The following is a 25404-nucleotide window of genomic DNA, read 5'->3' on the forward strand; positions in this document are numbered from 1 at the left end:
GTTTGCCGGGCAGAGTATATCGGGCGGGGCGGCTATTCGCCCACACGCGTCTGCAGGTACTTGACGGCGCTGGCGAGCGTGGCCAGCCGCGGATAGTCACGGGGCGGGATGTCCACGCCCAGGGTCTCGTGCAGGCCGATGGCGAAGTTCAGGAAATCCATGGAGTCGAAGTCGAGCTGATCGCGGAAGCTCACCAGCGGGTCCAGTTCCACCTCGGCCGCCTCCGGTGCGATGCCGGTCAGCACCTCCAGAACGGTTCTGCTGAGTTCCTGCTCGTTCATAGCTGCTCCGGTGACTGCAGGCATTCGGCCAGCTTCTCCAGGAATAATGCGCCCCGGCGGCCGTCGCTGACGCGGTGATCGCCCGCCAGCGTCGCGGTGATGGTCCGGCGTGCCACCACGGCGTCGCCGTCGATCCGGGGGCGCTTCGTCAGCTGACCGAAGCCTACCATGGCTGCCTGGGGCGGCTGGATAATCGGGTAGACCCAGTCGACGGCCCGGTCCCCGAGGCTCGTGACGGTGAGGGTGCCGGCGGTGATCTCGGAGCTGCGCAGCCGCCCGGTGCGAGCCCGCATCACGAGCTCGCGGAAATGGCGCATGAGCTCGCCGAGCGGCAGGGTCTCCGCGGCTGCGATGGCAGGCGCCACCAGGCCGCCGCCGTGGCGCAGTGCGATGGCGACGCCGAGGTCCACCGATGCGGCCGGGCGGAACTCGCCGGCTTTCCAGCGTCCGTTCAGCTCCGGTACTGCCAGCACCGAGACGGCGACCGCCTTCAGCAGCAGGGCCGGTGCGATCAGTTGTCGGTCCGGCGGCCGGTCCCGGTTGTATTCGTCCAGCCACTGCGCCGCAGCCTCGAAGTCGATGGTGCTGCCGAGGTAGTAATGGGGAATCTCCCGGTTGGCCCGGCTCATGGCGCTCGCGATGGCGCGCCGCATGGGTTCGGGGCCCTCTTCCTCATCGCCGGCCGGCGATGCGCCCGCTGCCTGCTCGACGTCCTCCACCGTCACGCTGTCCTGCACGCCGGTGCCATGGACCGTGGTCGGGTCGATGCCCAGTTCTCCGGCGCGCCGGCGCGCAGCCGGGGAGACGGGTACACGCCGATGCACCTCGTCGGCGCCCGAAGAGGAGGCCGCGCCCACTTCGGCCGAGGGTGCGGACGGCGTTACCCGCGGCCCGGTGACCGGTTCGCCCGAGTCGCCGGGTTCGCCCGGCTCTTCACCCGCCACGTCGATGACCGCCAGAGGCGTGCCGACGGCGGTCTCCGTCCCGGGCTCCACCAGGAACTCCCGCACGGTTCCGGTCTCGTGGGACTCGACGTCGATGGCACCCTTGTCGGTCTCCACCACAGCGATGACGTCGCCGCGCCCGATGGGATCGCCGGCCGACACCTCCCAGGAGACCAGCGTGCCTTTCTCCATGTCCGCGCCGAGCGACGGCATCCGAAACTTACCCATTGCCCATCAACCTCCGTGCTGCTGCGACGATCTTTTCCGGCTGGGGGATGGCGGCATCCTCCAGGTGTTTCGGATAGGGGATCGGGGCCTCCGCGGAGCAGACCCGCGCGACAGGCGCATCCAGTTCGAAAAATGCCTGCTCCATGATCCGCGTGCCCACCTCGGCGGCCAGGCTGCCGCTGCGCCAGCCCTCGTCGACGATGACCGCCCGGCGGGTGCGCCGCACGGCCGTCATTATGGTCTCGTCGTCCAGCGGCCGCAGGGTGCGCAGGTCGATCACCGTCGCCTCGATGCCCTCGCCCGCCAGCGTGTCCGCCGCCTCCAGGGTCTTGTGCAGGCTGCCGCCGTAGGTGATGAGCGTGATGCTGTCGCCTTCACGGCGCAACGCTGCCCGGTCGATGTCCGTAGCTCCCGCGTCCGCCGCCAGCTCGCCTTCCCGGTGGTAGAGATTGGCGTTCTCGAAGATCAGCACCGGATCCGGGCACGCCAGTGCGGTGGCCAGCATGCCGCGCGCATCCTCCAGCGTGGCCGGGGTGACGGTGCGCAGGCCGGGGATGTGGGCGTACCAGCCCTCCAGGCTGTGGGAATGCTGGGCGGCGAGCTGGCGGCCGGCCCCGGTGGCCATGCGGATCACCAGCGGTATCTCGAACTGGCCGCCGGACATGTGCCGTATGGTCGCGGCGTTGTTCATGATCTGGTCCAGCGCCAGCAGGCTGAAGTTCACGGTCATGATCTCGACGATGGGCCGCATGCCGCCGAGCGCGGCACCGATGCCCGCGCCGACGAACGCCGACTCCGACAGCGGCGTGTCGCGGATGCGCTCCTCGCCGAATTCCTCCAGCAGTCCCTTGCTCACCGCGTAGCAGCCGCCGTAGCGGCCCACGTCCTCGCCCATGAGGAAGACCCGCTCGTCGGCGATCAGCGCTTCCCGTATGGCCTCGCGGACGGCCTCCCGGTAGGTGATCTTCCTCGTCCCGTTCATCGCTTCTCGCCCATTGTCTTTGGCTCAGAGGCTCGCGTAGACGTGATCGGCCAGCTGCTCCACCGGCTCCAGGGTGCCCTGATCCGCGAAGGCCACGGCCGCCTCCACCTCGGCGGCCGCCTCGCGCTTGATGCGTTCCAGCGTCGCGTCGTCCAGGTGTCCGCGCTCATGCAGGCTCGCGGTGTAGGTGGCGATGGGGCAGCGCTCCCGCCAGCGCTCCACCTCGGCCTTGTCCCGGTAGAGCTGGGCATCGAACATCGAGTGGGCGCGGAAGCGGTAGGTCCGGCATTCGAGGAAGGACGGCCCGGCCCCGGAACGAACGAGCGCGGCGGCCTCGCCCGCGGCTGCCAGCACGGCCTCCACGTCCATACCGTCGACCGCGCGGGCGGGTACGCCGTAGCAGGCGGCCTTGGCGGCGATGTCCTGCACGGACTCCGAGCGCTCGAGTGCCGTGCCCATGGCGTAGAGGTTGTTCTCGCAGACGAACAGCACGGGCAGCTTCCACAGCGCGGCCAGGTTCATGGACTCGTGGAATTCGCCTTCGGCCACCGCGCCCTCGCCGAAGAAGCACGCGGTGATGGAGTTGCGCTTGCGCATGCGATCGGCGAGGCCGAGACCGACGGCCAGCGGCAGGCCGCCGCCGACGATGGCGTTACCGCCGTACAACCGTTTGTCGGCGCTGTAGAGGTGCATGGAACCGCCGCGGCCCCGGCTCACACCCTCCCGGCAGCCGTAGAGCTCGGCCATCACCTCGCCCATGGAGATGCCGCGGGCGATGGCGTGGCCGTGTTCCCGATAGGTGGCTACGATGGCGTCCTCGGCCCGCAGGTTCGGCATCACGCCCGCCGCTACGGCCTCCTCGCCGTCGTAGAGGTGCAGGAAACCGCGGATCTTCATCTGCGTGTACAGCTCCGCGGCCCGCTCCTCGAAGCGGCGGATGCGGATCATCTCCCTGAGCAGGGCCAGCGCTTCGTGCCGGCCGGGTGTCTCCGGCTGTGTCTTCGGCTCAGTCATCGGCTTCCAGCGTGGAGGTGTCGCCCTCCGGCAGGCCGAGTTCCCGCGCCTTCAGCAACCGGCGCATGATCTTGCCGCTGCGGGTCTTCGGGACGGTGCCCACCACGTCGATGGCGCGCGGCGCCACCGCGGCGCCGAGCCGCTTGCGGGCAAAGCCGAGCAGTTCGCGCATCAGGGCGTCGTCGGCCGCGCGGCCCGGTGCCAGTCGCACGAAGGCCTTCACCACCTCCATGGCGATCTCGTCCGGAACGCCAATGACCGCTGCCTCGGACACGGCATCGTGTTCCATGAGTACGCTCTCCACCTCGAACGGGCTGATGAGATGACCTGCCGACTTGATCACGTCGTCGCCGCGACCGACGAACCAGAAGTAGCCATCGGCATCCTGGCGGGCCAGGTCGCCGCTGAGATACCAGCTGTCGGCAAAGCAGCGCTCGTAGCGCTCCCGCTGGCCGAGATAGCCGCGGAACATGGACGGCCAGCCCTTGCGCAATGCGAGCTCGCCCTCGGTGTCGGGTTCGTCAATTACGGTGACACTGCCTTCGTCGTCGCGCCTCACGATGGTGGCTTCGATGCCGGGCAGCGGCTTGCCCATGGAGCCGGGGCGGATGTCCAGGGAGGGCAGGTTGGCGATCATGATGCCGCCGGTCTCCGTCTGCCACCAGTTGTCGTGAAACGGCGTGCCGAAGGCACGCCGGCTCCAGACCACCGCCTCCGGATTGAGGGGCTCGCCCACGCTAGCGAGATGGCGCAGCGACGAGAGGTCCCGGCCCGCCATCGGCTCTTCGCCGTAGCGCATGAGGATGCGGATGGCGGTGGGTGCCGTGTACCAGACGGCCACCTTCTCCTCCTCGATGATGCGGTACCAGCGGGCCGGCTCCAGCTCTTCTTCGTCCACGACGACGGTCACGCCGTTGGTGAGCGGCGAGATCACGCCGTAGGAGATGCCGGTCACCCAGCCCGGGTCCGCGGTGCACCAGTAGACGTCGCCGTCATGGAAGTCCAGGGCGTAGCGGCCCGTGACGTGATGCGCGGCCACGGCGCCGTGCACGTGCAGCGCGCCCTTCGGCGGGCCGGTGGTGCCGCTGGTGAAGTGCAGCAGGGCCACCTCGTCCGCATCGGTGAGTTCGGTGCGGTGGTCGGCGGCAGCCGCGGGCATGAATGCGGCGAGGCTCGTGGTGCCTTCCGGGGGATGCTCGCCGCCGTCGATCAGGATGACGTGCGCGAGGCCGGGCAGTTCGCCGCGGATGGGCGCGACCTTGCGCCGGTACAGCCGCTCTGTGGTGACCAGCACTCTGCCGCCGCCGCGGCTGAGCCGCGACTGCACCGGCTCCGGGCCGAAGGCCGAGAACAGCGGACAGAACACGCGCCCGCCCTGCAGGGTGCCGAGGACGGTCACGTAGAGTTCCGGGCAGCGCCCCAGCAGTGAGAACACCGCGTCGCCGCGTGCCACGCCGAGGGCGTCCAGTCCCGCTGCGAAGCGGTGACTCAGGTCGCGGAGATCGCGGTAGCTGTAGTCCCGGCGCTGCCAGTCCCGGCCGACGAAGCGCAGTGCCGTCCGCTCGCCGTGCCCTTCCAGCACGTGCCGGTCCAGACACTCGTAGGCGATGTTGACCCCGCCGCCGGGCAGGCCGTGCAACGCGTCACAGGCCTCGCACCAGGAGAAAGCGTGCCGCTCTGCATCGTAGTCCGTGACGATCGGCGGTGGCTGCCGCCCTTCGAGCCGCTTGTGGATGACGGGCCAGGGCATGCGTCATCTCCCTTGACCGTTTCATCGTCCGTCGGCGGTGCGGCAACATCAATACGCAGTTGCGCCTATCCGGCTCACCGGCATCGGATTTCCTTCCGTGCAGCGGTTACCATTGGCAGCAGGCCCATGGCTTCAGGAAGTAGCCGTGACCATCCGCAACCTCGACTACCTGTTCGAGCCGCGTTCCGTCGCGCTGATCGGCGCCAGCGGCGAGGAAGGCAAGATCGGACATGTCATCGCCCGCAATCTCCTCGACTCGGGTTTCGAGGGGCCGGTGCATTTCGTCAATCCCAACCGGGATCGGGTGCTGGAGCAGAAGGCGTGGGCGAGCGTCGGCGACCTCCCCGAGGCACCGGATCTTGCGGTGATTGCCACACCGCCGGACACCGTGCCGGGGATCGTCGAGGAGCTCGGCAGCGCCGGCACCCGGGCGGCCATCGTGATCACGGCCGGGTTCGGCGAGCTGGGCGAGGAAGGACGCGAGCTGCAACAGCGGATGCTGGACGCCGCACGGCCCCACCTGCTGCGCGTGCTCGGACCCAATTGCCTGGGTGCGGTCGTGCCTGGCCATGGCCTGAACGCGAGCTTCGCCCACCTGCGGCCGGAGCCCGGCAAGCTCGCCTTCGTTACCCAGTCCGGGGCAGTGGTGACGTCCGTGATCGACTGGGCCCAGGCCCGGGGCATCGGCTTCTCCCACCTGGTGTCGCTGGGCGGCGCGGCGGACGTCGACTTCGGCGACATGCTGGACTACCTCGCCAACCAGAAAGACACCAGCGCCATCCTCCTCTACATCGAGGCCATCACCCACGCCCGCAAGTTCATGTCGGCGGCGCGGGCCGCGGCGCGCATGAAACCGGTCATCGTCGTGAAGGCGGGGCGCTACGAGGCCAGCGCGAAGGCGGCAGCCAGTCACACCGGCGCGCTGGCGGGATCCGACGACGTCTACGATGCCGCTTTCCGCCGCGCGGGTCTGCTGCGGGTGGACGAGCTCAGCGAGCTGTTCGGTGCCACCGAGATCCTGAGCCGGGTGCAGCGGGTGCGCGGCGAGAGACTCTGCATCGTGACCAACGGTGGCGGGGTCGGGGTGATGGCGACCGACGAGCTGATCGGGCAGGGCGGCGAGCTGGCCGAGTTGTCCGAGGAGTCGCTGACAGCGCTGGACGAGGTGCTGCCCGCCACCTGGTCGCGGGGCAACCCGGTGGACGTGATCGGCGATGCGGACGGTGAGCGCTACAGCCGGACACTGGATATCGTGCTGAAGGATCCCGGCGTGGACGCGACCCTGGTGCTGAACTGTCCCACGGCCGTCATCTCGGGCCGGGACGTCGCGGAACGGGTGGCCTCGACCTGGGAAGCGCACGACCGACCGCTGCTCCTGACCAGCTTCGTGGGCGAAGTCTCGGCGGGGGAGCCGCGGGAGATCTGCTCCGAGGCCGGTATCCCGACGTTCTCGACGCCCGAGCGGGCGGTGAAGGGCTTCATGTACCTCGTCAACTACGACCGCAACCAGCGCTCGCTGATGGAGACGCCGCCGAGCGTGCCGCGGCGCTTCACCCAGGATACGGAGAAAGCGCGCGAGCTTATCGATGCGGCCCTCGCCGAGGGCCGGGAGTGGTTGCCGGAGGTCGAAGCAAAGGCGCTGCTACGCGCCTACGACATTCCGGTGGTGGAATCCGTGAGTGTGGAGACGCCCGAGGACGCGGCCGCCCGGGCGGCCGAACTGGACGGTGCGGTGGTGCTGAAGATCCAGTCGCGGGACATCGTACACAAGAGCGACGTGGACGGCGTCGTGCTGGACCTGGAAGGGGAGGCGACGGTGCTGGAGGCTGCGCGCTCGATGCTGCGGCGGGTGAAGTCGCAGCGGCCGGACGCGCGGGTGGACGGATTTGTGGTGGAACCGATGGTGTCGCGGCCCGACGCCTTCGAGCTGCTGGTGGGCGCGACGGAGGACGAGCAGTTCGGGCCGGTGATCCTGTTCGGCCATGGCGGGGTCGCTGCCGAGACCATTGCCGATACGGCCATCGGTCTGCCGCCGATGAACATGCGGCTGGCCAAACGCGTGATGGAGCGCACTCGGGTCTGGCGGCTGCTGTGCGGGTATCGCAACCACGCGGCCGCCGATCTGGAAGCGATCGGTACGGTGATCCTGCAGGTGGCCCAGCTGGTGGCGGAGTTCGCGGAGATCGCGGAGCTGGACATCAATCCGCTGCTGGCCGATGCCGACGGCGTGGTGGCGCTGGATGCCCGGGTGCGCCTGCAGCGCGAGGAGCGCGATGCGCGGGATCGCCTGGCCATCCTGCCGTATCCGAAGTCGCTGGAGGAGGAGGTGGAACTCTCGGACGGCCGCAAGCTGCTGCTGCGCCCCATCATGCCCGAGGACGAGCCGTCACTGCACCGGGTGTTCGAGACCCTGAACGCCGAGGAACTCCGCCTGCGGTTCCACGCCCCGATCAAGGTGCTCACCCACATGATGGCCGCGCGCTTCACCCAGCTGGACTACGACCGGGAGATGGCGCTCGTGCTGACGGAACCGGGCATCGCCGGGAAGACGCAAATACACGGGGTGGCCCGGCTGTTCGCCGACCCGGATCGGGAGCACGCGGACTTCGCCATCATCGTGCACCATGAGATGACCGGTCAGGGACTCGGCGTGTACCTGATGCAGCGGCTGATCGACTACGCCCGCAGTGTCGGCATCCGGCAGCTCGGCGGCGATGTGCTGAACGACAACAAGGTCATGCTGCACATCTGCGAGGCTCTCGGCTTTCGTATTGCGCCGAAGCTGGAGGAGCGGGGCGTGAAGCGGGTGACGTTGGAGTTGTAGTCAGCCGCTACCCCGGTAGTCGGCGCCCGGGCTTCAACAAGTTGCGAAAGTTGCAAAAGTTCGGTCCGGCACCTATTTCACGGCCGAGAGGCGCTTCGCCCTGGAACGCTGCTTGGCGAAGCCGCGGGGGTCGAAGAACTCGTCGATGGGCGCCTCGCCCAGCAGGGCCGCAGGATCGACGATCTCGTCTTCCTTCGGTGAATAGGTGAGCACGTCGGCCGTCAGCGGCTCCGCACCTTTGCCGTTCTTGCCATTCGTCGCCGGGCCGCCGCCGCAGGCCAGTGCCGCTGCACCCTTCGTCTGATAGCTGCTGCCCACCCGCTGGCGGCTGCTCTCGGCCAGCGCCAGCTCCTCCTTCGTGAGCACCCGGGACTGGTCGAACTTGAAGTCGATCTCTTTCTGACCCCGGTAGTTGATGCGGCCGAGGTCGTAGAAGCGGCGCTCGAAGCCGGACTTCATCGCGGCCTTCAGGCAGCCGAGCATGTACTTCCGCTTGTACTTGTCCTTCAGCCACGGATAGCTGAACAGGCTCTTTCGCATGTAGAAGCGCCGGTAGTTCTTCATGACGCCGTTGAAGACCTCACTGCGGGTCATGGCCTCCGGCTTCATGATGGGGGTGACGAAGTTGTAGCGGGCGTAGTCGCGCACCTCCACCTTGTCGCCGAGTTCCTCGAACAGATCCGAGAACGGCCAGGGCGTGTACATGATCCAGTTGGCCATGTCGCAGTCCCAGTCCATGGCCCATTTGAAGGTGTCCTCGATGCTCTCGGCGGTCTCGTTCTCCAGCCCGATGATGAACTGGGCTTCGGCCACCATGCCGTTGTCGCGCAGCAGCTTGATGGCGCGCTTGTTCTCGGCGACGGTGGTCTCCTTGCGGAAGCGCTCCAGGTTCAGCTGGGCGGAGGCCTCGGTGCCGAGAGATACGTGCACCAGGCCTGCGCGCCGGTACATCGGCAGCATGTCCTCGTCGCGCAGAATGTCCGTGACGCGGGTGTTGATGCCCCACTCGATGCCGAGGTCCCGGTCGATCAGCTCCTGGCAGAGGTCGATGAACTTCTGCCGGTTGATGGTGGGCTCCTCGTCGGCGAGGATGAAGAAGCCGATGTCGTGGTCGCGCACCAGTGTCTCGATCTCGTCGACGAAATTCTTCGGCGAACGCATGCGGTATGAGCGCCAGAACTTCCACTGCGAGCAGAACGAGCAGGTGAACGGGCAGCCGCGGGCGAAGTTGGGGATGGCCACCCGCTTGTTGAGCGGCAGGTAGATGTAGTCGTCCCACTCTAGCAGGCTCCAGTCCGGCTCCAGGTCGTCGAGCTTCTTGATCGGCGGGTGGGCCGGCGTGGCCACGATCTCGTCGCCGTCGGCGAAGGCGATGCCGCGGATGCTGCGGCGGTCGCGTTCCAGGGAGCCGTTCTCGACGGCCTGCACCAGGTTCACCAGCACCTCCTCGCCCTCGCCGCGGGCGATGACGTCGATGTGCGGTGCCTCCTTCAGCACCTGCTCGTACATGAAGGTGGCGTGGATGCCGCCGAGCACCGTGACGGCGTCGGGGAAGACGGATCGGGCGATCTCGAGGGTTTTTTCGGCCTGATAGATGCTCGGGGTTATACAGGTACAACCGACGAGATCGGCCGATCCGATCTGTGCCAGACGCGCACGCAGGGCCTCGTCGTCGAGGTGCCCGGTCATGGCGTCGATGAAGTGGATATCCGTGTAGCCGTGCTTCTTCAGCGCCCCGGCCAGGTAGGCGACCCACGCGGGCGGCCAGTTGCCGGCGATCTCGGCGCCGCCGGAATGGTAGTTGGGGTGGATCAGCACGATACGCATGGTTACTCTCCGCGGGCGCTGGCGCCCTCGATCTCGATGGAAAAGCGGCAGCAGGGGTCGCCGCAGGCCTCGCACGCCGTCTCGTGTACCCGGACCCGGTCGGCCGCGAGCCGCAGCAGGCCCTGGAAGGCCGCTTCGTAATACGCGCCGGCCGCCGTCGCCTCAGGGGCGGTGCGGCAGGTGGGGCAGCTCTTGAGGATGATGTCGGCGGGGTAGCCGCCGGCGGTGTCGAAGCGGCCGCCGCCCGCGAACGTCCAGGCGTGGCGGCGGAACGCGGTCAGCAGCAGCGGCACGGCCAGCCGGGGCGGCAGTGCGTGCAGCAGCCGCCGGAAGAAGCGCGGGATGCGGTTGGCGGCGACGTAGTCGGCGGTGTATTCGCCGGCCAGTCGCAGCACGGCTTCAGAGCGCGCCCAGGGCAGCGTGCGGCGCAGGCTCTCGACCAGCCGGACAAACAGGGCCTCCGGGATCATGTGGTCGGGGTCGGTGGCCGGCAGTGCGGCGCCGCGCGCGACGGACTCGTAGCAGGCCGTGCCTTCCAGCTCGGCGATGGCGCGCAGGGTCTGCAGCACCGCGTTCGGTCCGATCATGGCCCCGGGCGCCGTTGTGTCCGCGCGCGGCTCGGCCGGGCGGGAGAGTGGAATGCTCAGCATCCGTTTGCCTGTTTACCCCGAATGTCAGTTAATCATGACAATAGCTATGCCAACTCAAGTTGACACACTAGAGGATAACGGGAGGTCTGACGATTGCGGCAAACCGAAACGCTTTGAGGTGCCGGACCGAACTTTTGCAACTTTTCCAACTTGTTGGCAGGCCCCTAGCTTCTCAGCAGTCGAGCGACGGCCGAATCCGACCGATTGAGGCGCCGGGCGATCTCCGCCACGCTCGCGACACCGCGGTCGCGCGCCTGCCGCGCGATCTCCCGCCGTACTCGCACCAGGCGCCGCTCCCGGCTGGGCCCGGTTATTGCGGCGACTTCGCAGCCATGACGCTGCGCGGCGGCTGCGATCAACCCGTCGAGATCCTGGTCGGCGGGCCTGGCGTCGAGGGGGTCGTTCGGCTCCGACAGCAGCCGATCCGCGCCGGTCACCCGTTCGTCTTCGGGGTCGCCCGCCAGGAATTCCGGGGGCAACTCCGCGTCGGGGTCGTCCCCGACGAAGCGCCGATAGGCGGCGCGGGCGGCGATCCGGCGGTTGCCGAACATCGCGAGTATCCAGTCGGTTCGCAGCCAGGGTGGTGCATCCCCGCCGAGGTAGTAACGGTGGCTGCTCCAGGGATAGTCCGCGGGATTCCGGATGAGGCCGGCCTTGACCGGGTTCAGGTGGATATAGCGGACCAGCTGCAGCGCGTAGGCATCCACGTCCACCAGCAGGGCACGGTAGCGGCGCTCGAAGAGATGGCCGGTCGCCTCGCGCTGACGGTTGACGCGGAAGGCGTAGCGCGACGCGATCCACTGCATGAGCCGGCCGAGCGGCGCCTCGCCTACCCGGATCGCCATGTGGATGTGGTTGGGCATCCAGCAATAGGCGTGCACCTCCGCTTTGAGGCTCGCGGTCGCTCGCCCGACCAGTTGGTCGAGATAGACGCGATCGGCAACCGAGAAAAAGATCTCCTGCCGGTTATTGCCTCGCAGGATGACGTGGTACAGGCTGCCGGGCACATGGAGTCGCCGTGGTCGGGTCATCGGGCATCCTCGGTCGCTGCCCGTGAAAGCTAGCGCGTCGGCGCCCGTCCTGCCTGCTCGAAAACTCCCTTTTACCGATCAAAACCCCAAACAACTTCATAAAGTTGCAAAAGTTCGGTCCGGCACCTACTCCTCCGCCCGCAGCGCCCGCTGCAATCCGTACGCCGCCACCAGCAGAAAGATGGCGATGGGAATGCCGGTAGTGAGTGACGCCGTGCGCAGCGCCGTCAGCCCGCCGGCGTAGAGCAGTACCGCCGCAACCGTGCCTTCCGAGACCGCCCAGAACACCCGCTGGGCCTTCGGCGGATTCGGGTGGCCGCCGGAGGTCACCATGTCGTCCACGAAGGAACCGGAGTCCGACGAGGTGACGAAGAACACGATCACCAGCAGCGTCGCCGCGGCCCAGGTGACCTGGTGCCAGGGCAGCGCCTCAAGCACGGCGAACAGCGCGAAGGCCTCGTTCTCCTGCACCGCCTCGGTGATGCCGCCGCTACCGAATATCTCCATGTGCAGCGCGGTTCCGCCCAGCGCGGAGAACCACAGGAAGCTGCCCAGGCTCGGCACCAGCAGCGCGGTGAGGATGAATTCCCGCAGCGTGCGGCCCTTCGAGATGCGGGCGACGAAGATGCCGACGAACGGCGACCAGGAAATCCACCAGCTCCAGTAGAACAGCGTCCACTGCTCGTGCCAGCCGTCCGTCGACCCCGGCTCGGTGTGGAAGCTCGTCGCCGGCAGCTTCTGCAGGTAATAACCCAGCCCCTCCAGGAACAGCTCCAGGATGTACACCGTGGGTCCGGCCAGCAGCACGAAAGCGAAGATCGCCGCCGACAGCCCGATGTTGAACTGGCTCAGGAAGCGGATTCCCCGATTCAGGCCGGAGACCACGCTGATGGTGGCCACCAGCGTGATCCCGCCGATCAGCGCGAGCTGGGAACCGATGCCCTGGGGCAGCCCGAACAACCGCTCGAGCCCTGCGTTGACCTGGATGGCCCCCAGGCCGAGCGAGGTCGCTACGCCGAACAGCGTCCCCACCGTGCACAGCACGTCCACCGCATGGCCGATGCCGCCGTAGATGCGGTCGCCGATCAGCGGGTAGAGCAGCGAGCGCGGCGCCAGCGGCAGGTTGTGGCGGAAGTGGAAATAGGCGAGCGGCAGGGCAAGCGTCGTGTAGATAGCCCAGGGGTGCAGGCCCCAGTGATAGAAGGTGAAGCGCATCGCCTCGCGCAGTGCCTCCGGCGTGCCGCCTTCCATGCCCGGCGGGTCCAGATAATGAAGTACGGGCTCGGCGGCACCGAAGAACACGATGCCGATACCCATCCCCGCGGCGAGCAGCATGCTGAACCAGGCGAGATAGCCGAATTCCGGCTTCGCCTCGTCGCCGCCGAGACGGACCCGGCCGTACGGGCTGACCAGGAGCCAGAGCACGAAGCCGAGCAGCGTCGTGGCCGAAAGGATGTAGAACCAGCCGAGCTTCTCGACGATGGTGTTCTGTAGCGCGCCGAAGAGGTCGCGGGTGGTGTCGGTCCACACTGCCCCCAGAACAACGAACAGGATGACCACGGCCGCGGCCGGCAGGAACACCCAGGGCTCCATGCCCTGGACGAAGCGTTGCAGAAATGTCTTTCTGCTCACCCGTTTCGCCGGTGCCTATCGGCCTGGTCGGGCCGCAGCACAAGTTTCAAAAGTTGCAAAAGTTCGGTCCGGCACCTACTTAAGGGTGGTGTGGCAGGCGGCGCAGTTGGCCAGGAACTCGGCGTAGAGTTCCGCCTTCTCGTTGCCGTCGCTGGCCATCATGCCGTTGCCGGCCAGCTGGTGGACCCGCCGTGCCATCCTCTTGACGTCCTCCGGCTGATCGGCACCGCCCTTCAGTTCGTGGGGCGTGAGCGGGGCCTCCAGCATCGCGTCGATGCCCCTGGCCCAGGACGGCTCGGACGGTCCGACGATGCCTTCCCACATGCGGTCGGCCGCCCACTGGTGGCGGGCCATATGGGAGACCGTGTCCATCTCGAAACCCGGCGGGTCGGAGATATCGAAGCGCACCTCGATGCCGTTGTCCATGTGGCAGCTGCCGCAGGTGTTGCCCATGAGGCTCGTCGCCGTGGCCGCGGCGGCGAAGCTCTTCGCCTCAAGGGCGGCCCGTGCCGCCGCACGCATGGAGTCCACGTACCCCTCCCACTGTCCGGGAAGCGCTGCCGGCGTGGGATGCGCGGCCAGGTATTCCGCCGGTTCGCGTACGGCGGCCAGATCGCCACGGATGAGCGCGGCCTGGATCTGCGTGATGCGCTCCCAGTGCTCGTGCATGTGCTCGGAAAGGTTACCGTCGCGCTGGTCCGCCCCTGCGGTGCCGGCGAAGGTAATGACGAGGGAGGCGGCGAGGAGTCCGATAAGTTTTCCCGATTTCATCTTAAGGAGTCTCCGTGGCTGGCCGTGATTCGAAAAACCCGATTTTGCGGTAAGGTCTCGTGACGCCTGATAGTCGAAGGTGTCGATCCCGCCGACGGCGGTATCGGTATACTCTGCGTCCGGATTCCAACGGGGGAGAAACTGTGAAGGAACTCGTCTACCACCAGCAATTCCTGCCGGCGCTGCGCCTGTACGGCGACCGGCACGTGATCGCCGACGGTGCCTACAGCGCGACGCTGGAGACACATGCCGACCGGGTGTTCCGGCTCGGCCACGGACTGCGCAATCGCCTCGGCATCGGCAAGGGCGACCGCTACGCCGTCATGTCGATGAATTCCCATCAGTTCATAGAACTTTACCATGCCGCCTTCCTCGGTACCGGCGTGATCAACCCCCTGAACCTGCGCCTCGCCGGCAAAGAGCTGGACTACATCCTGCGCGACTCGGGCACCCGGGTGGTGTTCGTGGACGCCACCTTCGCGCCGCTGCTGGCCCAGGCCCGCCAGATCGGCGGCGCCGACTGCCCCGTGGAGCAGGTGGTGCTGGTGGGCGAGCCCGGTGCGACCGAGGCGCCCTACGACCTCACCTACGACGAACTGCTGGAGGCCTCCGAGCCGGAGCTGCCATCCGAACCCGAGGAGACGGACCCCGTCGTCCTCATGTACACCGGCGGCACCACCGGCGTGCCGAAGGGCGTCGTGTGCTCGCAGCGGGCGGAGATGCTGAACACCTACCACGTGGCCATGGTGATGGGTCGGCGCCCCGACGAGGTGAATCTGATGCAGACGCCCGTCTTTCACGCCGCCTCCATCGTCGGTTGCCTGGCGACGATCACTGCGGGCAGCAAACTGGTGACCATGCCCATGTTCGAGCCCGGTGCGGTGCTGAAACTGATCGAGGCACACCAGGTCACCCAGACCACCATGGTTCCGACCATGGTCGGCATGATGCTGCAGCATCCGGAGTTCCGCCCCGAGGCGCTGAAGAGCCTGCGACAGCTCACCTACGGCGCCTCGCCGATGCCGGCTGCCATCCTGGACACACTCCTTAAAATACTGCCGGAGCTGGAGATCCAGCAGGGCTACGGCATGACCGAGTGCTCCTCGGTCCTGTGCATGCTGACCACCGACGACCACCTGAAGGGCGGGCCGCGGCTGCGCTCTGTCGGCCGGGCCGTGCCCGGCGTGGATCTGTGCGTGCAGGACGCCGAGGGCAACGTGCTGCCGCCGAACGAGGTGGGCGAGGTCTGCGCCCGCGGCGGCAACTTCATGGAAGGCTACTGGAACAAGCCCGACGCGACGGAAGAGGCGTTCCGCGACGGCTGGTACCACACCGGCGACGCCGGTTACCTGGACGAGGAGGGCTATCTCTTCCTGGTGGACCGGGTGAAGGACATGATCGTGACCGGCGGCGAGAACGTCTACTCGGCCGAGGTGGAGAACGCCATCTCCACCCATCCGGCCGTGGCCCAGGTGGCGGTCATCGGCATCCCCCACGACCTGTGGGGCGAGCAGGTGCATGCCATCGTAGTGCCCAGGGAAGGGGCCGAGGTCACCGAGGACGACATCATCGCCCACGCAAGGGATTCCATCGCCGGTTACAAGGCGCCGAAGTCGGTGGAGTTCCGCGCCGAGCCGCTGCCGCTGTCCGGCGCCATGAAGGTGCTGAAGCGCGAGCTGCGCGAGCCTTATTGGGAGGGACACGAGAAGCGTATTCAGTAGCGGCTGTTGCGACCGGGCGCGTGAATTGAGCCCTGTCTGTCGGGGTTTTCCGGAATTGCCAGCCCGCCCGATCTGTGGGCTAATCGTCGTACAGGAGCGGGGAGCCGCTCCACAGCTCGGCGCTGGATTTCTGGTGTCATCGACAACAGGATCCACACCAGCCGCGGGCGACTTCCCGAGCATGCAAATGCAAGGGAGTGAGCCATGCGAAATATCAGTACACTGCTGGCTCTGGCAGTTACCTGCCTGGGCCTGGCTGCAGCAGTCGATGCAGCCGAATTCAACGTCACTAACCCCGGAGAATTCCAGAGCGCGCTGACCAGTGCGCAGGCGAACGGGGAAAACGACATCATCAACGTGGGCGTCTGTTCGGGCGCGGGTTGCACCGGCAACGTCTATAACATCACCACGCCGCTGACCTACACGGCGGCCGCCAGCGAGGGTTTCTCGCTGACAATCGACGGATTCGATTCCGACACTCGTATACTCGATGGCGGGACAACGGTCTCGATCCTGCGGATCGACACCACGGCCGCATCAGACGGAGCGGTGCTCGTCTCTGTCCGCAACCTGACCTTCCGGCAGGGTAATGCGCTCGGTACACCGGGTGACGGCGGCGCCGTCGCGGTGCTGGTCGAATCGGCCGGCGTCGAGATCCTCGGCAGCGTGTACGAGGGTAATTCCGCCGCCAACAATGGTGGCGCGCTCTACATAAAGGCAGAGGGCGTCAGCGAGTTCCAGATCACGATCCGGGACGTCATCTTCGACGCCAATGGCGCTTCCGGCGACGGCGGCGCAGCCTACGTCGGCTACGCGGGCGGTGTCCTCGTGGATGACGTGGATTTCCTGAACAGTGATGCCCCGAGCGGCAAGGGCGGCTGCCTGGTCGTGGAGGGCATCGATCCGGGTGACATCGCCTTCCGCCTGGCAAGCGCCGTCAACATCCTCGATGTGCTGTTCCAGAGCTGTTCGGCCGGCGAGGGAGGTGGCGCCTGGCTGGCAGCCGGCTCCGTGGAATTCGCCGTGACGGGTTTCATCCAGAACGTTGCATCGGCCGGCGAGGGTGGCGGGCTTCACCTGGCAGACGGCTGGAGCGGCCTGTTCATGGTGAACACCGGCTTCGCCGGCAACGAGGCCCTGACCGGGGGCGGCTTCTACACCGGCACCAACGAGGGTTTCGCAACGATCACCAACAATACCCTCGTCGACAACAATGCGACGAGCGGCGAGGGCGGGAACGCCTATGTGATGATCGGCGGGAGTAGCGGGATCGCGCGGATCTACAACAACATCATCCATGGCGGCACGGCGGCCGGGCAGGGTGACGACATCTACATCAACAACGATCCGTTTACGGACATCCCCGCCAGCGTCGAGTTCTTCAATAACGACATTACCACGCTGCCGTCTGGCGGCTTCCCGAATACCAACGATGCATTCTTCGTCGTCTCGGGTGCCGAGCTCACGGCGGGGGGGAACATCGACGATGCACCGGTTCTGATCGACCCGCTGGGTGGCGATCCGGGGCAGGGCGAGTTCTCGCCGACGATCGATGCCGGCGATAACAACGCCACTGGCCGTCCCGACTTCGACTGGGAAGGTGACGCCCGACCGATCGATGGCGACCTGGACGGACTCGCGAGGGTAGACATCGGGATGGACGAATACGCCCCCGGGGCGGTGCCGCAGGCGGACCTGGCGATCACGAAGACCGACAGCCCGGATCCGGTGACCGCGGGCAATGACGTGACCTACACGGTCCGTGTGACCAACAACGGACCCGACGGGGCGACCGGCGTCGTCGTCTCGGACACGCTGGATCCCGACGTGACGCTGGTGTCGGCGACGTTCGAGCAGGGTACGCCGTGCACTTCGGGCGGCAGCCCGGTCGTCGTCAGCTGTGAGCTCGGGGCGCTCGCCTCGGCTAACACGGCCACCGGGACCATCGTGGTCACCAGCCCGATCGTGGAGGTGACGGAGACCATCGACAACACGGTGAGTGTGACCGCCGACCAGGCGGACCCCGATGGGACCGATAACACCGCGGCAGCCCAGACGACTGTCGTGGCGCCCGGGCCAGCTCAGGCCGATCTGGCAGTCACGAAGGTCGCCAGCCCGGATCCGGTTTTCTCCGATGCCGGTGATCTGGTCTACACCGTTACCGTGGACAACAACGGTCCCGACGGTGCGACAGCTGTGACCCTCACCGACACCCTGCCGGCCGGTGTGACCTTCGTCTCGGCCGAGACGGGCAGCGGCAGCTGCGGTGACCCGGATACCGGTGGAACCCTCGATTGCAGCCTCGGCTCGCTGGCCGACGGTTCGAACGCGACGGTGACCATTACCGTTACCCCCGATCCCGTTACCGAGCCCACGGAGCTGAGCAATACGGCAGTCGTGGCGGCGGCGGAGGAGGATCCTGTGCCCGGCAACAACACTGCGACCGTGCTCACCGACCTGAATCCGCCGTCCGCGGATATGGCGGTCGATGTGACCTCCGACCCGCCGGCCCCGTCGATCGGGGACACGGTCACCTACACCATCACGGTGGACAACGACGGCCCCAGCACGAACACCGGTGTGACGGTGATCGTGATACTGCCGTCTGGTGCCACCTTCGGCTCGGCCACCATCGATCAGGGCGACTGCGAGATCGTGAAAGGCGCACTGATCTGCAGCATCGGCCAGATGGCGGCAGGGACGACGGTGACGGCGGAAGTGACCATCACCGCGCCGGACGAGTCGGGAACGCTCACGCTCAACGTCGAGGTGAGCGGCGACGCCGACGACCCGGCGGCGGCCAATGACACCGACGAGGAGGTGACCGACGTGATCGGCACGGTAGATCTTCGCATCCGCGGCGTTGGCGGCTCGGGTGCGTCCGGCTGGCCGGAGTTTCTGCTCCTGGCCTTCACGGCTCTGCTGGTCGGGGCCCGGCGCAGCAGCGCCGGCCTGGGGGCTCTTGCCTGCCTCGCCGCGCTGATCGCGCTGGCACCGACAGGCGAACTCCAGGCGCAGACCGGCTGGTACGCCGGCGGCAGCATCGGCTATGCGGATGCTGACTACGACGAGCCCGACCTGGTGAGCGATCTCGCCGCCCGCGGATGGGCCATCAACACGCCCGAAGTGGATGATTCCGATACGGCCTGGAAACTCTACGGCGGCTTCGCTTTCAACCCGGTGCTGGCCGTGGAAGCGGGTTACGTAGAGCTCGGGGAAGTGGTGACCGAATTCGGCGCGACGGTGTCTCCGTCGGAGATCGACGCTCTGCTCGGCGACACTTACGCCGTGCATCCGGCCCTCGGTAAAGGCTGGTTCGCCGCCGGCGTACTGAGCTGGCCGGTGGTGCCGGAACGCTTCTCCCTGTACGCCCGCGCCGGGGCCTTCGACTGGGAGGCGGACATCGACGTCCGTGTCATCAGCGGCGGCACCGGACGCGTCTCCGGTAACGAGAGTGGCACCGACTGGATGTACGGTGTCGGTTTCGACTGGCGTATCGGTGCCGCGTGGTCGATCACGGCAGAGTGGGAGCGCTACCGTCTGAACGACTGGGTGAGTGTACCGTCGGTTGGACTCCGGTTCCGCTTCTGAGTGCTGGCGGAGTCTCGTCCACGCGAACGCAGGCGGCGGCCAGGATCGCCGCCTGCTCTCCTCCGGAAGCCGCGTCTCCGCGTCCCGGTTTAGTGCTAGAGTGCGGTACCCGCCGCGGCTTCCCCGGGGCCGACCCGGAGGCGCCATGTCCCTGATCCGCTACCGCTACCAGACGCTGGAGTTCGGCGAGCGGGATATCCACGTCCGCACCCTGCGCGACGTGCAGCAGTTCCACGACGAGGGCGGCGAGGCCGAGAAGCTCGGTATCTCTTCGGCGCTATGGCCGTTGTTCGGCATCGTCTGGATCTCCAGCGAGGTGCTGGCGATGCTCATGCAGGACTACGATGTCGAGGGCAGGCGCATCCTCGAGGCAGGCTGCGGCATCGGGCTGGCCAGCCTGATGCTGGGCTACCGCCATGCCGACGTCACCGCCACGGACTACCATCCGGCTGCCGAGCACTTCCTGAAGGAGAACGAGCGACTGAACGGGCTCGATCCCATCCCGTTCCATCGCGCGAGCTGGTACGACGGGGAGACGGGGCTCGGCACCTTCGACCTCGTCATCGGCAGCGATCTGCTCTACGAGCGCCAGCACATCGATGCGCTGGCGGGCTTCATCGACCGCCACGCCCGGGAGCATTGCGAGGTGATCGTCGTGGACCCCGGTCGGGGCAATGCCTCTCGCTTCACCCGTGCCATGCAGGAGCGGGGCTACACGCATCACCCGTCGCCCAAGATTGCGCAGGAGTGCCCGAGCGGCCCGTTCGTGGGCTACGTGCTGCGCTACACCCGTTGATTGAGTGTAGGAGGGCCTTCAGGCCCGATTCGTTTAATGAATCGGGGATAAATCCCCTCCTACTGCGTTTCGGGCGGGTCCGTGCGCGGCACCTCGGTAATCACCCCGCAGGCGAGTCGGGCGCCCGCAGCGCCGGTGGGTTGTGTCTCGAAGTCGTCGGCGCCCGCGTGCACGATGACGGCACGGCCGAGCACGCTCTTCGGGCCGTCGTCCAGGGTCATTTCCGCGTCCACCACGTTCACCAGGGCGTAGCCTTGCTCGTTGGCCTCGATGTTGCCGAGGTCGCCCACGTGGTGCTGTGTGGGCGGGCTGTCCGGCGAGCCGTGCGGATCGCCGTCGGGCGCGAAGTGGCCGCCGGCGGAGGTGGCGTCAGGCGCGGAGCAGTCGCCCTTCTCGTGGATGTGCAGGCCGTGGAGTCCCTGCGGCAGGCCCATCAGCTCGCCATCGATGACCACGGCACCCGCGGCTCTGGAGAAGGTCATCGTGCCGCGGGCCTCGTTGCCCTCGGTGGGTTCGAGTTCGGCCCGGGCGACCAGCAGTGGTTCGCCGGCATCGTCTTCGGTCATGCCGGGCGCCATGGTCGGCACGGCTCTCTGTTCGTCGGCCTCGGTATCGTCAGGTGTAGGCACGTCCACCGTCTGGTCGCCCTGTCCGCAGCCGGCGACCAGCAGGATGGCTGCCGCCAGCGCGGTCGTCGGCAGGCGTGAACGAGCGTGTGTTCTGATCAGGTTAGTCTGCATGGCTGACTCCGGCGGTTCCTCCTCTGTGTCAGAAAGTATCCGGACAACGGCTGTGAATGCTGATGGGGCGGGGATGGGCGCAGGGTCACAGCCGCCGTCCGGTTACATGGACTAGCATGCAACTGTGATGCCAGGATGCCCGCGCCGCCGTGGCGGGTTTGTGGGAGCGGCGGCGGGCCCCGGCGTGCAACCCTTACACGGCGGATGGAAAATCCTGCATGTAGGAGGACCATGTAGGAGGGCCATGTAGGAGGGGCTTCAGCCCCGATTCCGATCCGTCGAAAATGAATCGGGGATAAATCCCCTCCTACCAGTCTCGTTTGATCCTGCCCAGCGCCGTGCCGAACAGCGACGTGAGGTAGAGCGCATCCGGCGTTTCCAGGGCGCCGGTGACGGCCTGCAGTTCCGTGCCATCGCCCTGCAGGTTGGCTAGCACGTTACCCTCGGCGTCGATGGCGAAGACGTGGGTGGACGGCTCGGCGGCCGGGCGCATGGCCTCGGGCAGGCGCTGCACTACCTTGCGCAGGAATGGCTTGTCGGAGAGCGAGTCCAGCTGGGCGCTGCGCGGCGAGACGAGCCCCACCCAGAAGCGGCCGTCCAGCCCGGGATTGACGTTGTCGGGGAAGCCGGGGAGGTTGTCGACGAGGATCTCCGTCTCGCCGGCGCTTGGCCCTGCCAGCCAGTGCTTCAGCACCCGATAGGTGCCGGTCTCGGCCACCAGCAGGAAGCGGCCGGCGGGGTCCACCGCCACGCCGTTGGCGAAGTCGAGCCCCGCCATTACGGTGCCGGTCTCCCCGGTGGTGGGGTCGTAGACCAGCACGCGGCCGTGGCTGCCGTGCTCCAGGATGTCGAGCAGGCTCGCGCCGTAGGTGCTGTCGTAGTCAGCCGCGCCGAATTTCGTGCTGGCATCCGAGAAGTAGATACGCCCGTCCGGCGCCGCGTCCACGTCGTCGGCATAGCGGATGGGAGAGCCGTCAACCTCGTTGGTGAGCAGCGTGACGGCGCCGCCGGCATCCACGCTCTGCAGGCCCAGGTAGGCGTTGGCCACCAGCAGGTTGCCGTCGGCGTCGAACTCCAGGCCGAGCGGGCGCCCGCCGGTCTCGGCGAAGACGGATATCGAACCGTCCGCGGCGGCGATGCGCAGTATCCTGCCGTCCTCGGTGCCGGTGTAGAGATTGCCGACCCGGTCGATCACCGCGTCCTCGGGCCCGTGGTACGGCGCGATCTCCAGTCGCTCGAGATCGGCCAGCGCATCGTTGGCCGCGAAGTCGCCGCTGTAGCCGGCGTCCTCGGGCGCGTCCCAGGCGACGGGATCCACCGGGACCGGCCAGGTCAGCAGGTAGAGCACGGCGGCTGCGAGCAGCACGAGCAGTAATCGGAGCATGGGATCCCCCTTCCCGTAAGGCCGCGGCCAGTATAACGCCGTTGATGTAGGAGGGCCTTCAGGCCCGATTTGTGTGTAATGGATCGGGGCTAAAGCCCCTCCTACAGATCCGCGAAATCGGGGAAGCGGGCGTAGCCCGGGCAGGTGGCGGTCGCCTTCGACAGCGCCTGCCGTGCCCGTTCCTTCTCGCCCCGCGCGAGCCATACCTGCGTCAGGCGGCGGTAGGCGGTGGCGTCGTTCAGCTCGTCCGTCATGGCCTCGAGGCTGGCGTCGATCTCGTCCATGACGGTATCCGGCACGGCGTCGGGATCCAGCCGGCCGAGCATCGTGTAGTAGTATGCCCGCGCGGCCTGGTCAGCCGCCGGGGCGGTGCCTCGCAAGTGGTCGCGTTCCAGGATTTCGGCGGCGCGCAGATAGGCCTCCCGCGCCTTTGCGTTTTCCCCCGAGTGTCGATAGGAATCCGCGAGCGCACCCCACATCTGGTGGATCTCGGGCTCGCCGGTGGCAATAGCGTCGATGGCCCGCTGCCTCAGCTCCGCGGAGCGCTCGTAGTCGCCGAGCACGTAGTAGACCAGGCCGAGGAACTCGTCGCCGACGTAGGACTGGGGCGCGAGTTCGCGGGCGCGGAGATAGGCGTCGCGACCGCGCTCGAAGTCGCCGCGGCAGACGTACCAGGTGCCCAGGTTGCCCAGCACGTATTCGTTCTCGTCCCGCGCGATCGCCTCTTCGCTGGCCGCGATGGCGCCGTCCAGGTCACCGGCGAACCAGCGCATGGTGGCCAGCGAGAACAGGGGCTTCCAAACGGTGGGATCGCTGTCGCCGGCTGCGCGCGCGGCGGCCATCGCGCTCTCCAGCATGGCCTCCTTTCCGTCCTGCCGATAGGCCTGCAGGCGGCTGGCGGCCAGGCCGGCCAGCGCGTCCGTGTAGCTCGGTCGATCGGTCAGGATCTCCTCGTACAATGCCATGGCCTGATCGTTGCGTCCGGTGCGGCTGAGGAAGTGGGCATGAGCGGTCCGCACGGCCGGGTCTTCCGGTGCGAGCTGCAGCGCCTGGCCGCAGGTGCGGGCCGCATCCTCCAGCGCCCGTTCCTCATTACCCATCCAGTGTTCGGTCAGCAGCGCCTGGCACAGTCCGGCGTGGGCACGGGCGTAGTTCGCGTCCTGGCGCAGCGCGGCCTCGAAGTGGCTGCGGGCGCGCTTTACGTTGAGTTCGTTGGCGGGGCGATCCAGGAAGTACCGGCCCTGGAGGTAGTCGTCCTGCACCGGCGCCAGGGGGAAGTGCGGGCCGGCCCGTTCTCCGTCATCCACTCCGCCGACCGCCCGACGTACGGCCGCGGTCACGCGCTCCGCCACCGCGGGCAGGGATGTTTCCAGCTGCGCCGCCGGCAGGCTCTCCGCCCAAAGCTGATGGCGCACGCCGTCGTCGGCCACGATCCCGAAGCGCAGTCCGGCCAGGCGGCCGACGCGGACGAACTCGCCGTCGATGGCAGCATCGGTGCGCAGGCGTTCGGCGGCCTCCGCCGGGTCGAGGGCGCGGACCAGCACCGTGGCGCTGCCCTCGGCGACGGCGAAGTATTCGCTCAGAAGCTCACGCAGCAGGTTCGCCAGCCGGGCATCCGTATCGCCCCCGATGGGCATCACCACAAGGCTCGCGGCGCCCAGCGTCAGCGGGGGCGGCGCTGACGCGGACGGCGCATCGGCGGGCGCGGACTCGCGCTGCATCAGCAGCCAGCCGACGCCGGCCAGCGCCGCCATGGAAAGGATCACCGAGAGCGCGAGCCAGGCCGGCCGCGGAGCGGCCCGGGCATCGGCGGCCGCCGACGGTTTCGGCAGCGCCTCCTCGTCGGCGCTGCGGTACAGCGTCCATGCCTCCACCTCCAGCGCGCGGGCGATGCGCTCCAGGGTCTGGAGCTCGACGGGGAGTTCGCGGAACGCGCGGCTGACCATGTCCTTCGGCGCGGAATCGAGCCCTTCCAGGTCCGCGATCCGCTCCGCCAGCGCCGCCTGGGTGCGCAGCCCGGCATCGGTCAGCGCCCGGGTCAGCCTGGCCCGGGAGGCGCGTATGCCCCGCCTGCGCTGGTTTTCCTGTCCGGATGAAGTCACCGCTCTCGTTCTTCGTTATGGCGCGGTTTCGGGCTTATCCGCCCTCAATCGCCTCTATTTGACCCAAAAACCCGTTAGCTGTCGATGCGGCGGCGAGGGTGCCGGGGCCACGATCCATGCTGGTTCCGTGGGGGAGTGTGATGAAGCGAGCCCTGACGACGCTTTGCCTGCTGCTGTCGCTGGGGACCGGCGGCTGCCGGGATGCCGCCATCAGCGGTACCTGGCAGGACCGCCAGGCGGAGACCACCTATCAGTTCCGCGACGACGGCCGCGTCACTGTCTCGGTGCTCGATGCCAGCGTCCCCGCGGAATACACCGTGGACGGCGACCGGGTGCTGGTCACCAGTCCCCAGGGAACCGTCGTGCTGAAGAAGCGAGAAGACCGGCTGTACGGCCCTATGGGCCAGGAACTCGTACGGCAGGCGGACTAGACCGAGGAGAGGAGGAGACGATATGTCGAAACAGGTAGCACAAGGCCAGACCCTGGGGGCGTCCTGGGAGATACGCGTGCGCACCGGCACGGTGGACAGCACGGATACCCGCTCCGAAACGGAGGTCAGCGGGTCGTTCGGCGGCGGCGGTGGCATGACCGTGGGCGGAACCGGCGGCAACATGCCGGTCTCGGGCCAGGTGCAGTCGAAGACCACACGGTACCAGAACATCTATCTCACGGACGAAGAGGGGAAGGAGCATGCCATCGAGCTCGTCGACTTCCTCGTGCCGTGCAAGCAGGGCCACAAGCTGAGCCTGTACCTGCTGTTCACCGGCGGCTCCGACTGGGGCTCCTACTGGCGCGCCTACAACCACAATACCGGGCAGCACTACGAGCACACGAAAGCCGCCAGGGACGAGTTGTTCCCCAAGCGGTTGTTCCTGATCGCCAGTGGCGCTCTGGCGCTGCTGTATTTCTTCCTCGCTTACGGCGAGGACGGCACCGGCTTCGGCGAGGCGCTGTTCACGGCGGCGATAGCCGGCGGCCTCACCGCCGGCGTGTTCTGGGTCATCTGCAAGATCATTGCGTATGCCCGTTCGTTACCCGTACGAAAGAACCCGACCTTCACGCGCCATCTCGCGGAAATGAGCCGCTAGGAGGGCATGTAGGAGGGCGTTCAGGCCCGATATGCCGATCGGGCCTG

At 67.5% G+C, this 25404-nt stretch carries 19 protein-coding genes; 6 read left to right on the plus strand and 13 right to left on the minus strand.

Annotated elements, in window-relative coordinates; translation table 11 throughout:
- Positions 1-32: 32 nt before the first annotated feature.
- Genes ACJMKX_RS13570 through acsA form a run of 5 tightly spaced genes read right to left on the minus strand, consistent with a single transcriptional unit; the run spans position 33 to position 5199 of the window.
- Positions 33-281 carry an acyl carrier protein gene (locus tag ACJMKX_RS13570; RefSeq protein ID WP_405226360.1) on the minus strand — a complete coding sequence of 83 codons (249 nt, stop codon included), beginning with the start codon at positions 279-281 and terminating at the stop codon, positions 33-35.
- A complete protein-coding gene (locus tag ACJMKX_RS13575) occupies positions 278-1453 on the minus strand; it encodes a dihydrolipoamide acetyltransferase family protein (protein WP_405226363.1) in 1176 nt (391 codons plus the stop codon). The genes ACJMKX_RS13570 and ACJMKX_RS13575 overlap by 4 nt, the downstream gene beginning before the upstream one ends.
- Positions 1446-2435 (minus strand): alpha-ketoacid dehydrogenase subunit beta, encoded by a 990-nt coding sequence (locus ACJMKX_RS13580; protein WP_405226366.1) that lies wholly within the window; start codon positions 2433-2435, stop codon positions 1446-1448. The genes ACJMKX_RS13575 and ACJMKX_RS13580 overlap by 8 nt, the downstream gene beginning before the upstream one ends.
- Before the next feature lie 24 nt (positions 2436-2459).
- Positions 2460-3449: a pyruvate dehydrogenase (acetyl-transferring) E1 component subunit alpha gene (gene pdhA, locus ACJMKX_RS13585; RefSeq protein ID WP_405226369.1), complete on the minus strand. Its 990-nt coding sequence runs from the start codon at positions 3447-3449 to the stop codon at positions 2460-2462.
- Entirely contained in the window at positions 3442-5199 is a 1758-nt protein-coding gene (gene acsA / locus ACJMKX_RS13590) for an acetate--CoA ligase (RefSeq protein ID WP_405226372.1), read from the minus strand. Before acsA ends, pdhA begins: the two co-directional genes overlap by 8 nt.
- A gap of 145 nt (positions 5200-5344) precedes the next feature.
- Here acsA and ACJMKX_RS13595 point away from each other — a divergent pair, with 145 nt between their 5' ends.
- Positions 5345-8023: a bifunctional acetate--CoA ligase family protein/GNAT family N-acetyltransferase gene (locus tag ACJMKX_RS13595; RefSeq protein ID WP_405226375.1), complete on the plus strand. Its 2679-nt coding sequence runs from the start codon at positions 5345-5347 to the stop codon at positions 8021-8023.
- Positions 8024-8095: 72 nt separating this feature from the next.
- Here ACJMKX_RS13595 and bchE read toward each other — a convergent pair whose 3' ends face one another.
- The 5 genes from bchE to ACJMKX_RS13620 form a co-directional block, all read right to left on the minus strand.
- Positions 8096-9850 carry a magnesium-protoporphyrin IX monomethyl ester anaerobic oxidative cyclase gene (gene bchE / locus ACJMKX_RS13600; protein WP_405226378.1) on the minus strand — a complete coding sequence of 585 codons (1755 nt, stop codon included), beginning with the start codon at positions 9848-9850 and terminating at the stop codon, positions 8096-8098.
- A gap of 2 nt (positions 9851-9852) precedes the next feature.
- The gene (gene bchJ, locus ACJMKX_RS13605; protein WP_405226381.1) at positions 9853-10437 is read right to left on the minus strand and encodes a bacteriochlorophyll 4-vinyl reductase; all 585 of its coding nucleotides are present in this window, start codon (positions 10435-10437) and stop codon (positions 9853-9855) included.
- A gap of 227 nt (positions 10438-10664) precedes the next feature.
- A complete protein-coding gene (locus tag ACJMKX_RS13610; RefSeq protein ID WP_405226384.1) occupies positions 10665-11531 on the minus strand; it encodes a transposase in 867 nt (288 codons plus the stop codon).
- 126 nt (positions 11532-11657) lie between these two features.
- The gene (locus ACJMKX_RS13615) at positions 11658-13163 is read right to left on the minus strand and encodes a BCCT family transporter (protein WP_405226387.1); all 1506 of its coding nucleotides are present in this window, start codon (positions 13161-13163) and stop codon (positions 11658-11660) included.
- A 75-nt stretch (positions 13164-13238) separates the two neighbouring features.
- Positions 13239-13934, minus strand: coding sequence for a hypothetical protein (locus ACJMKX_RS13620; protein ID WP_405226389.1), 696 nt, complete (start codon positions 13932-13934; stop codon positions 13239-13241).
- Positions 13935-14077: 143 nt separating this feature from the next.
- Between ACJMKX_RS13620 and ACJMKX_RS13625 the strand changes: the two genes are divergently transcribed.
- The 3 genes from ACJMKX_RS13625 (at position 14078) to ACJMKX_RS13635 (ending at position 20042) form a co-directional block, all read left to right on the plus strand.
- Positions 14078-15655, plus strand: a complete 1578-nt coding sequence (locus tag ACJMKX_RS13625) for a long-chain-fatty-acid--CoA ligase (RefSeq protein WP_405226392.1) — start codon at positions 14078-14080, stop codon at positions 15653-15655.
- Positions 15656-15859: 204 nt separating this feature from the next.
- Positions 15860-19246: an outer membrane beta-barrel protein gene (locus ACJMKX_RS13630; RefSeq protein WP_405226394.1), complete on the plus strand. Its 3387-nt coding sequence runs from the start codon at positions 15860-15862 to the stop codon at positions 19244-19246.
- Positions 19247-19391: 145 nt separating this feature from the next.
- Positions 19392-20042, plus strand: a complete 651-nt coding sequence (locus ACJMKX_RS13635) for a class I SAM-dependent methyltransferase (protein WP_405226397.1) — start codon at positions 19392-19394, stop codon at positions 20040-20042.
- 59 nt (positions 20043-20101) lie between these two features.
- Here the strand turns inward: ACJMKX_RS13635 and ACJMKX_RS13640 are convergent, their stop codons facing one another.
- From ACJMKX_RS13640 to ACJMKX_RS13650, 3 genes are all read right to left on the minus strand, one after another.
- Positions 20102-20782 carry a superoxide dismutase family protein gene (locus ACJMKX_RS13640; protein ID WP_405226399.1) on the minus strand — a complete coding sequence of 227 codons (681 nt, stop codon included), beginning with the start codon at positions 20780-20782 and terminating at the stop codon, positions 20102-20104.
- A gap of 307 nt (positions 20783-21089) precedes the next feature.
- Positions 21090-22166 carry an SMP-30/gluconolactonase/LRE family protein gene (locus ACJMKX_RS13645; RefSeq protein WP_405226402.1) on the minus strand — a complete coding sequence of 359 codons (1077 nt, stop codon included), beginning with the start codon at positions 22164-22166 and terminating at the stop codon, positions 21090-21092.
- A gap of 101 nt (positions 22167-22267) precedes the next feature.
- Positions 22268-24268: a tetratricopeptide repeat protein gene (locus ACJMKX_RS13650; protein WP_405226404.1), complete on the minus strand. Its 2001-nt coding sequence runs from the start codon at positions 24266-24268 to the stop codon at positions 22268-22270.
- Between the two features lie 140 nt (positions 24269-24408).
- On the opposite strand from ACJMKX_RS13650, the gene ACJMKX_RS13655 reads away from it, so the two are divergent.
- The gene (locus ACJMKX_RS13655) at positions 24409-24699 is read left to right on the plus strand and encodes a DUF5640 domain-containing protein (RefSeq protein WP_405226407.1); all 291 of its coding nucleotides are present in this window, start codon (positions 24409-24411) and stop codon (positions 24697-24699) included.
- A gap of 22 nt (positions 24700-24721) precedes the next feature.
- Entirely contained in the window at positions 24722-25357 is a 636-nt protein-coding gene (locus tag ACJMKX_RS13660) for a hypothetical protein (protein WP_405226410.1), read from the plus strand.
- Positions 25358-25404: the final 47 nt, after the last annotated feature.

The sequence above is a fragment of the Lentisalinibacter sediminis genome, assembly GCF_040706615.1.
Lineage (GTDB): Bacteria > Pseudomonadota > Gammaproteobacteria > Steroidobacterales > Woeseiaceae > Lentisalinibacter > Lentisalinibacter sediminis.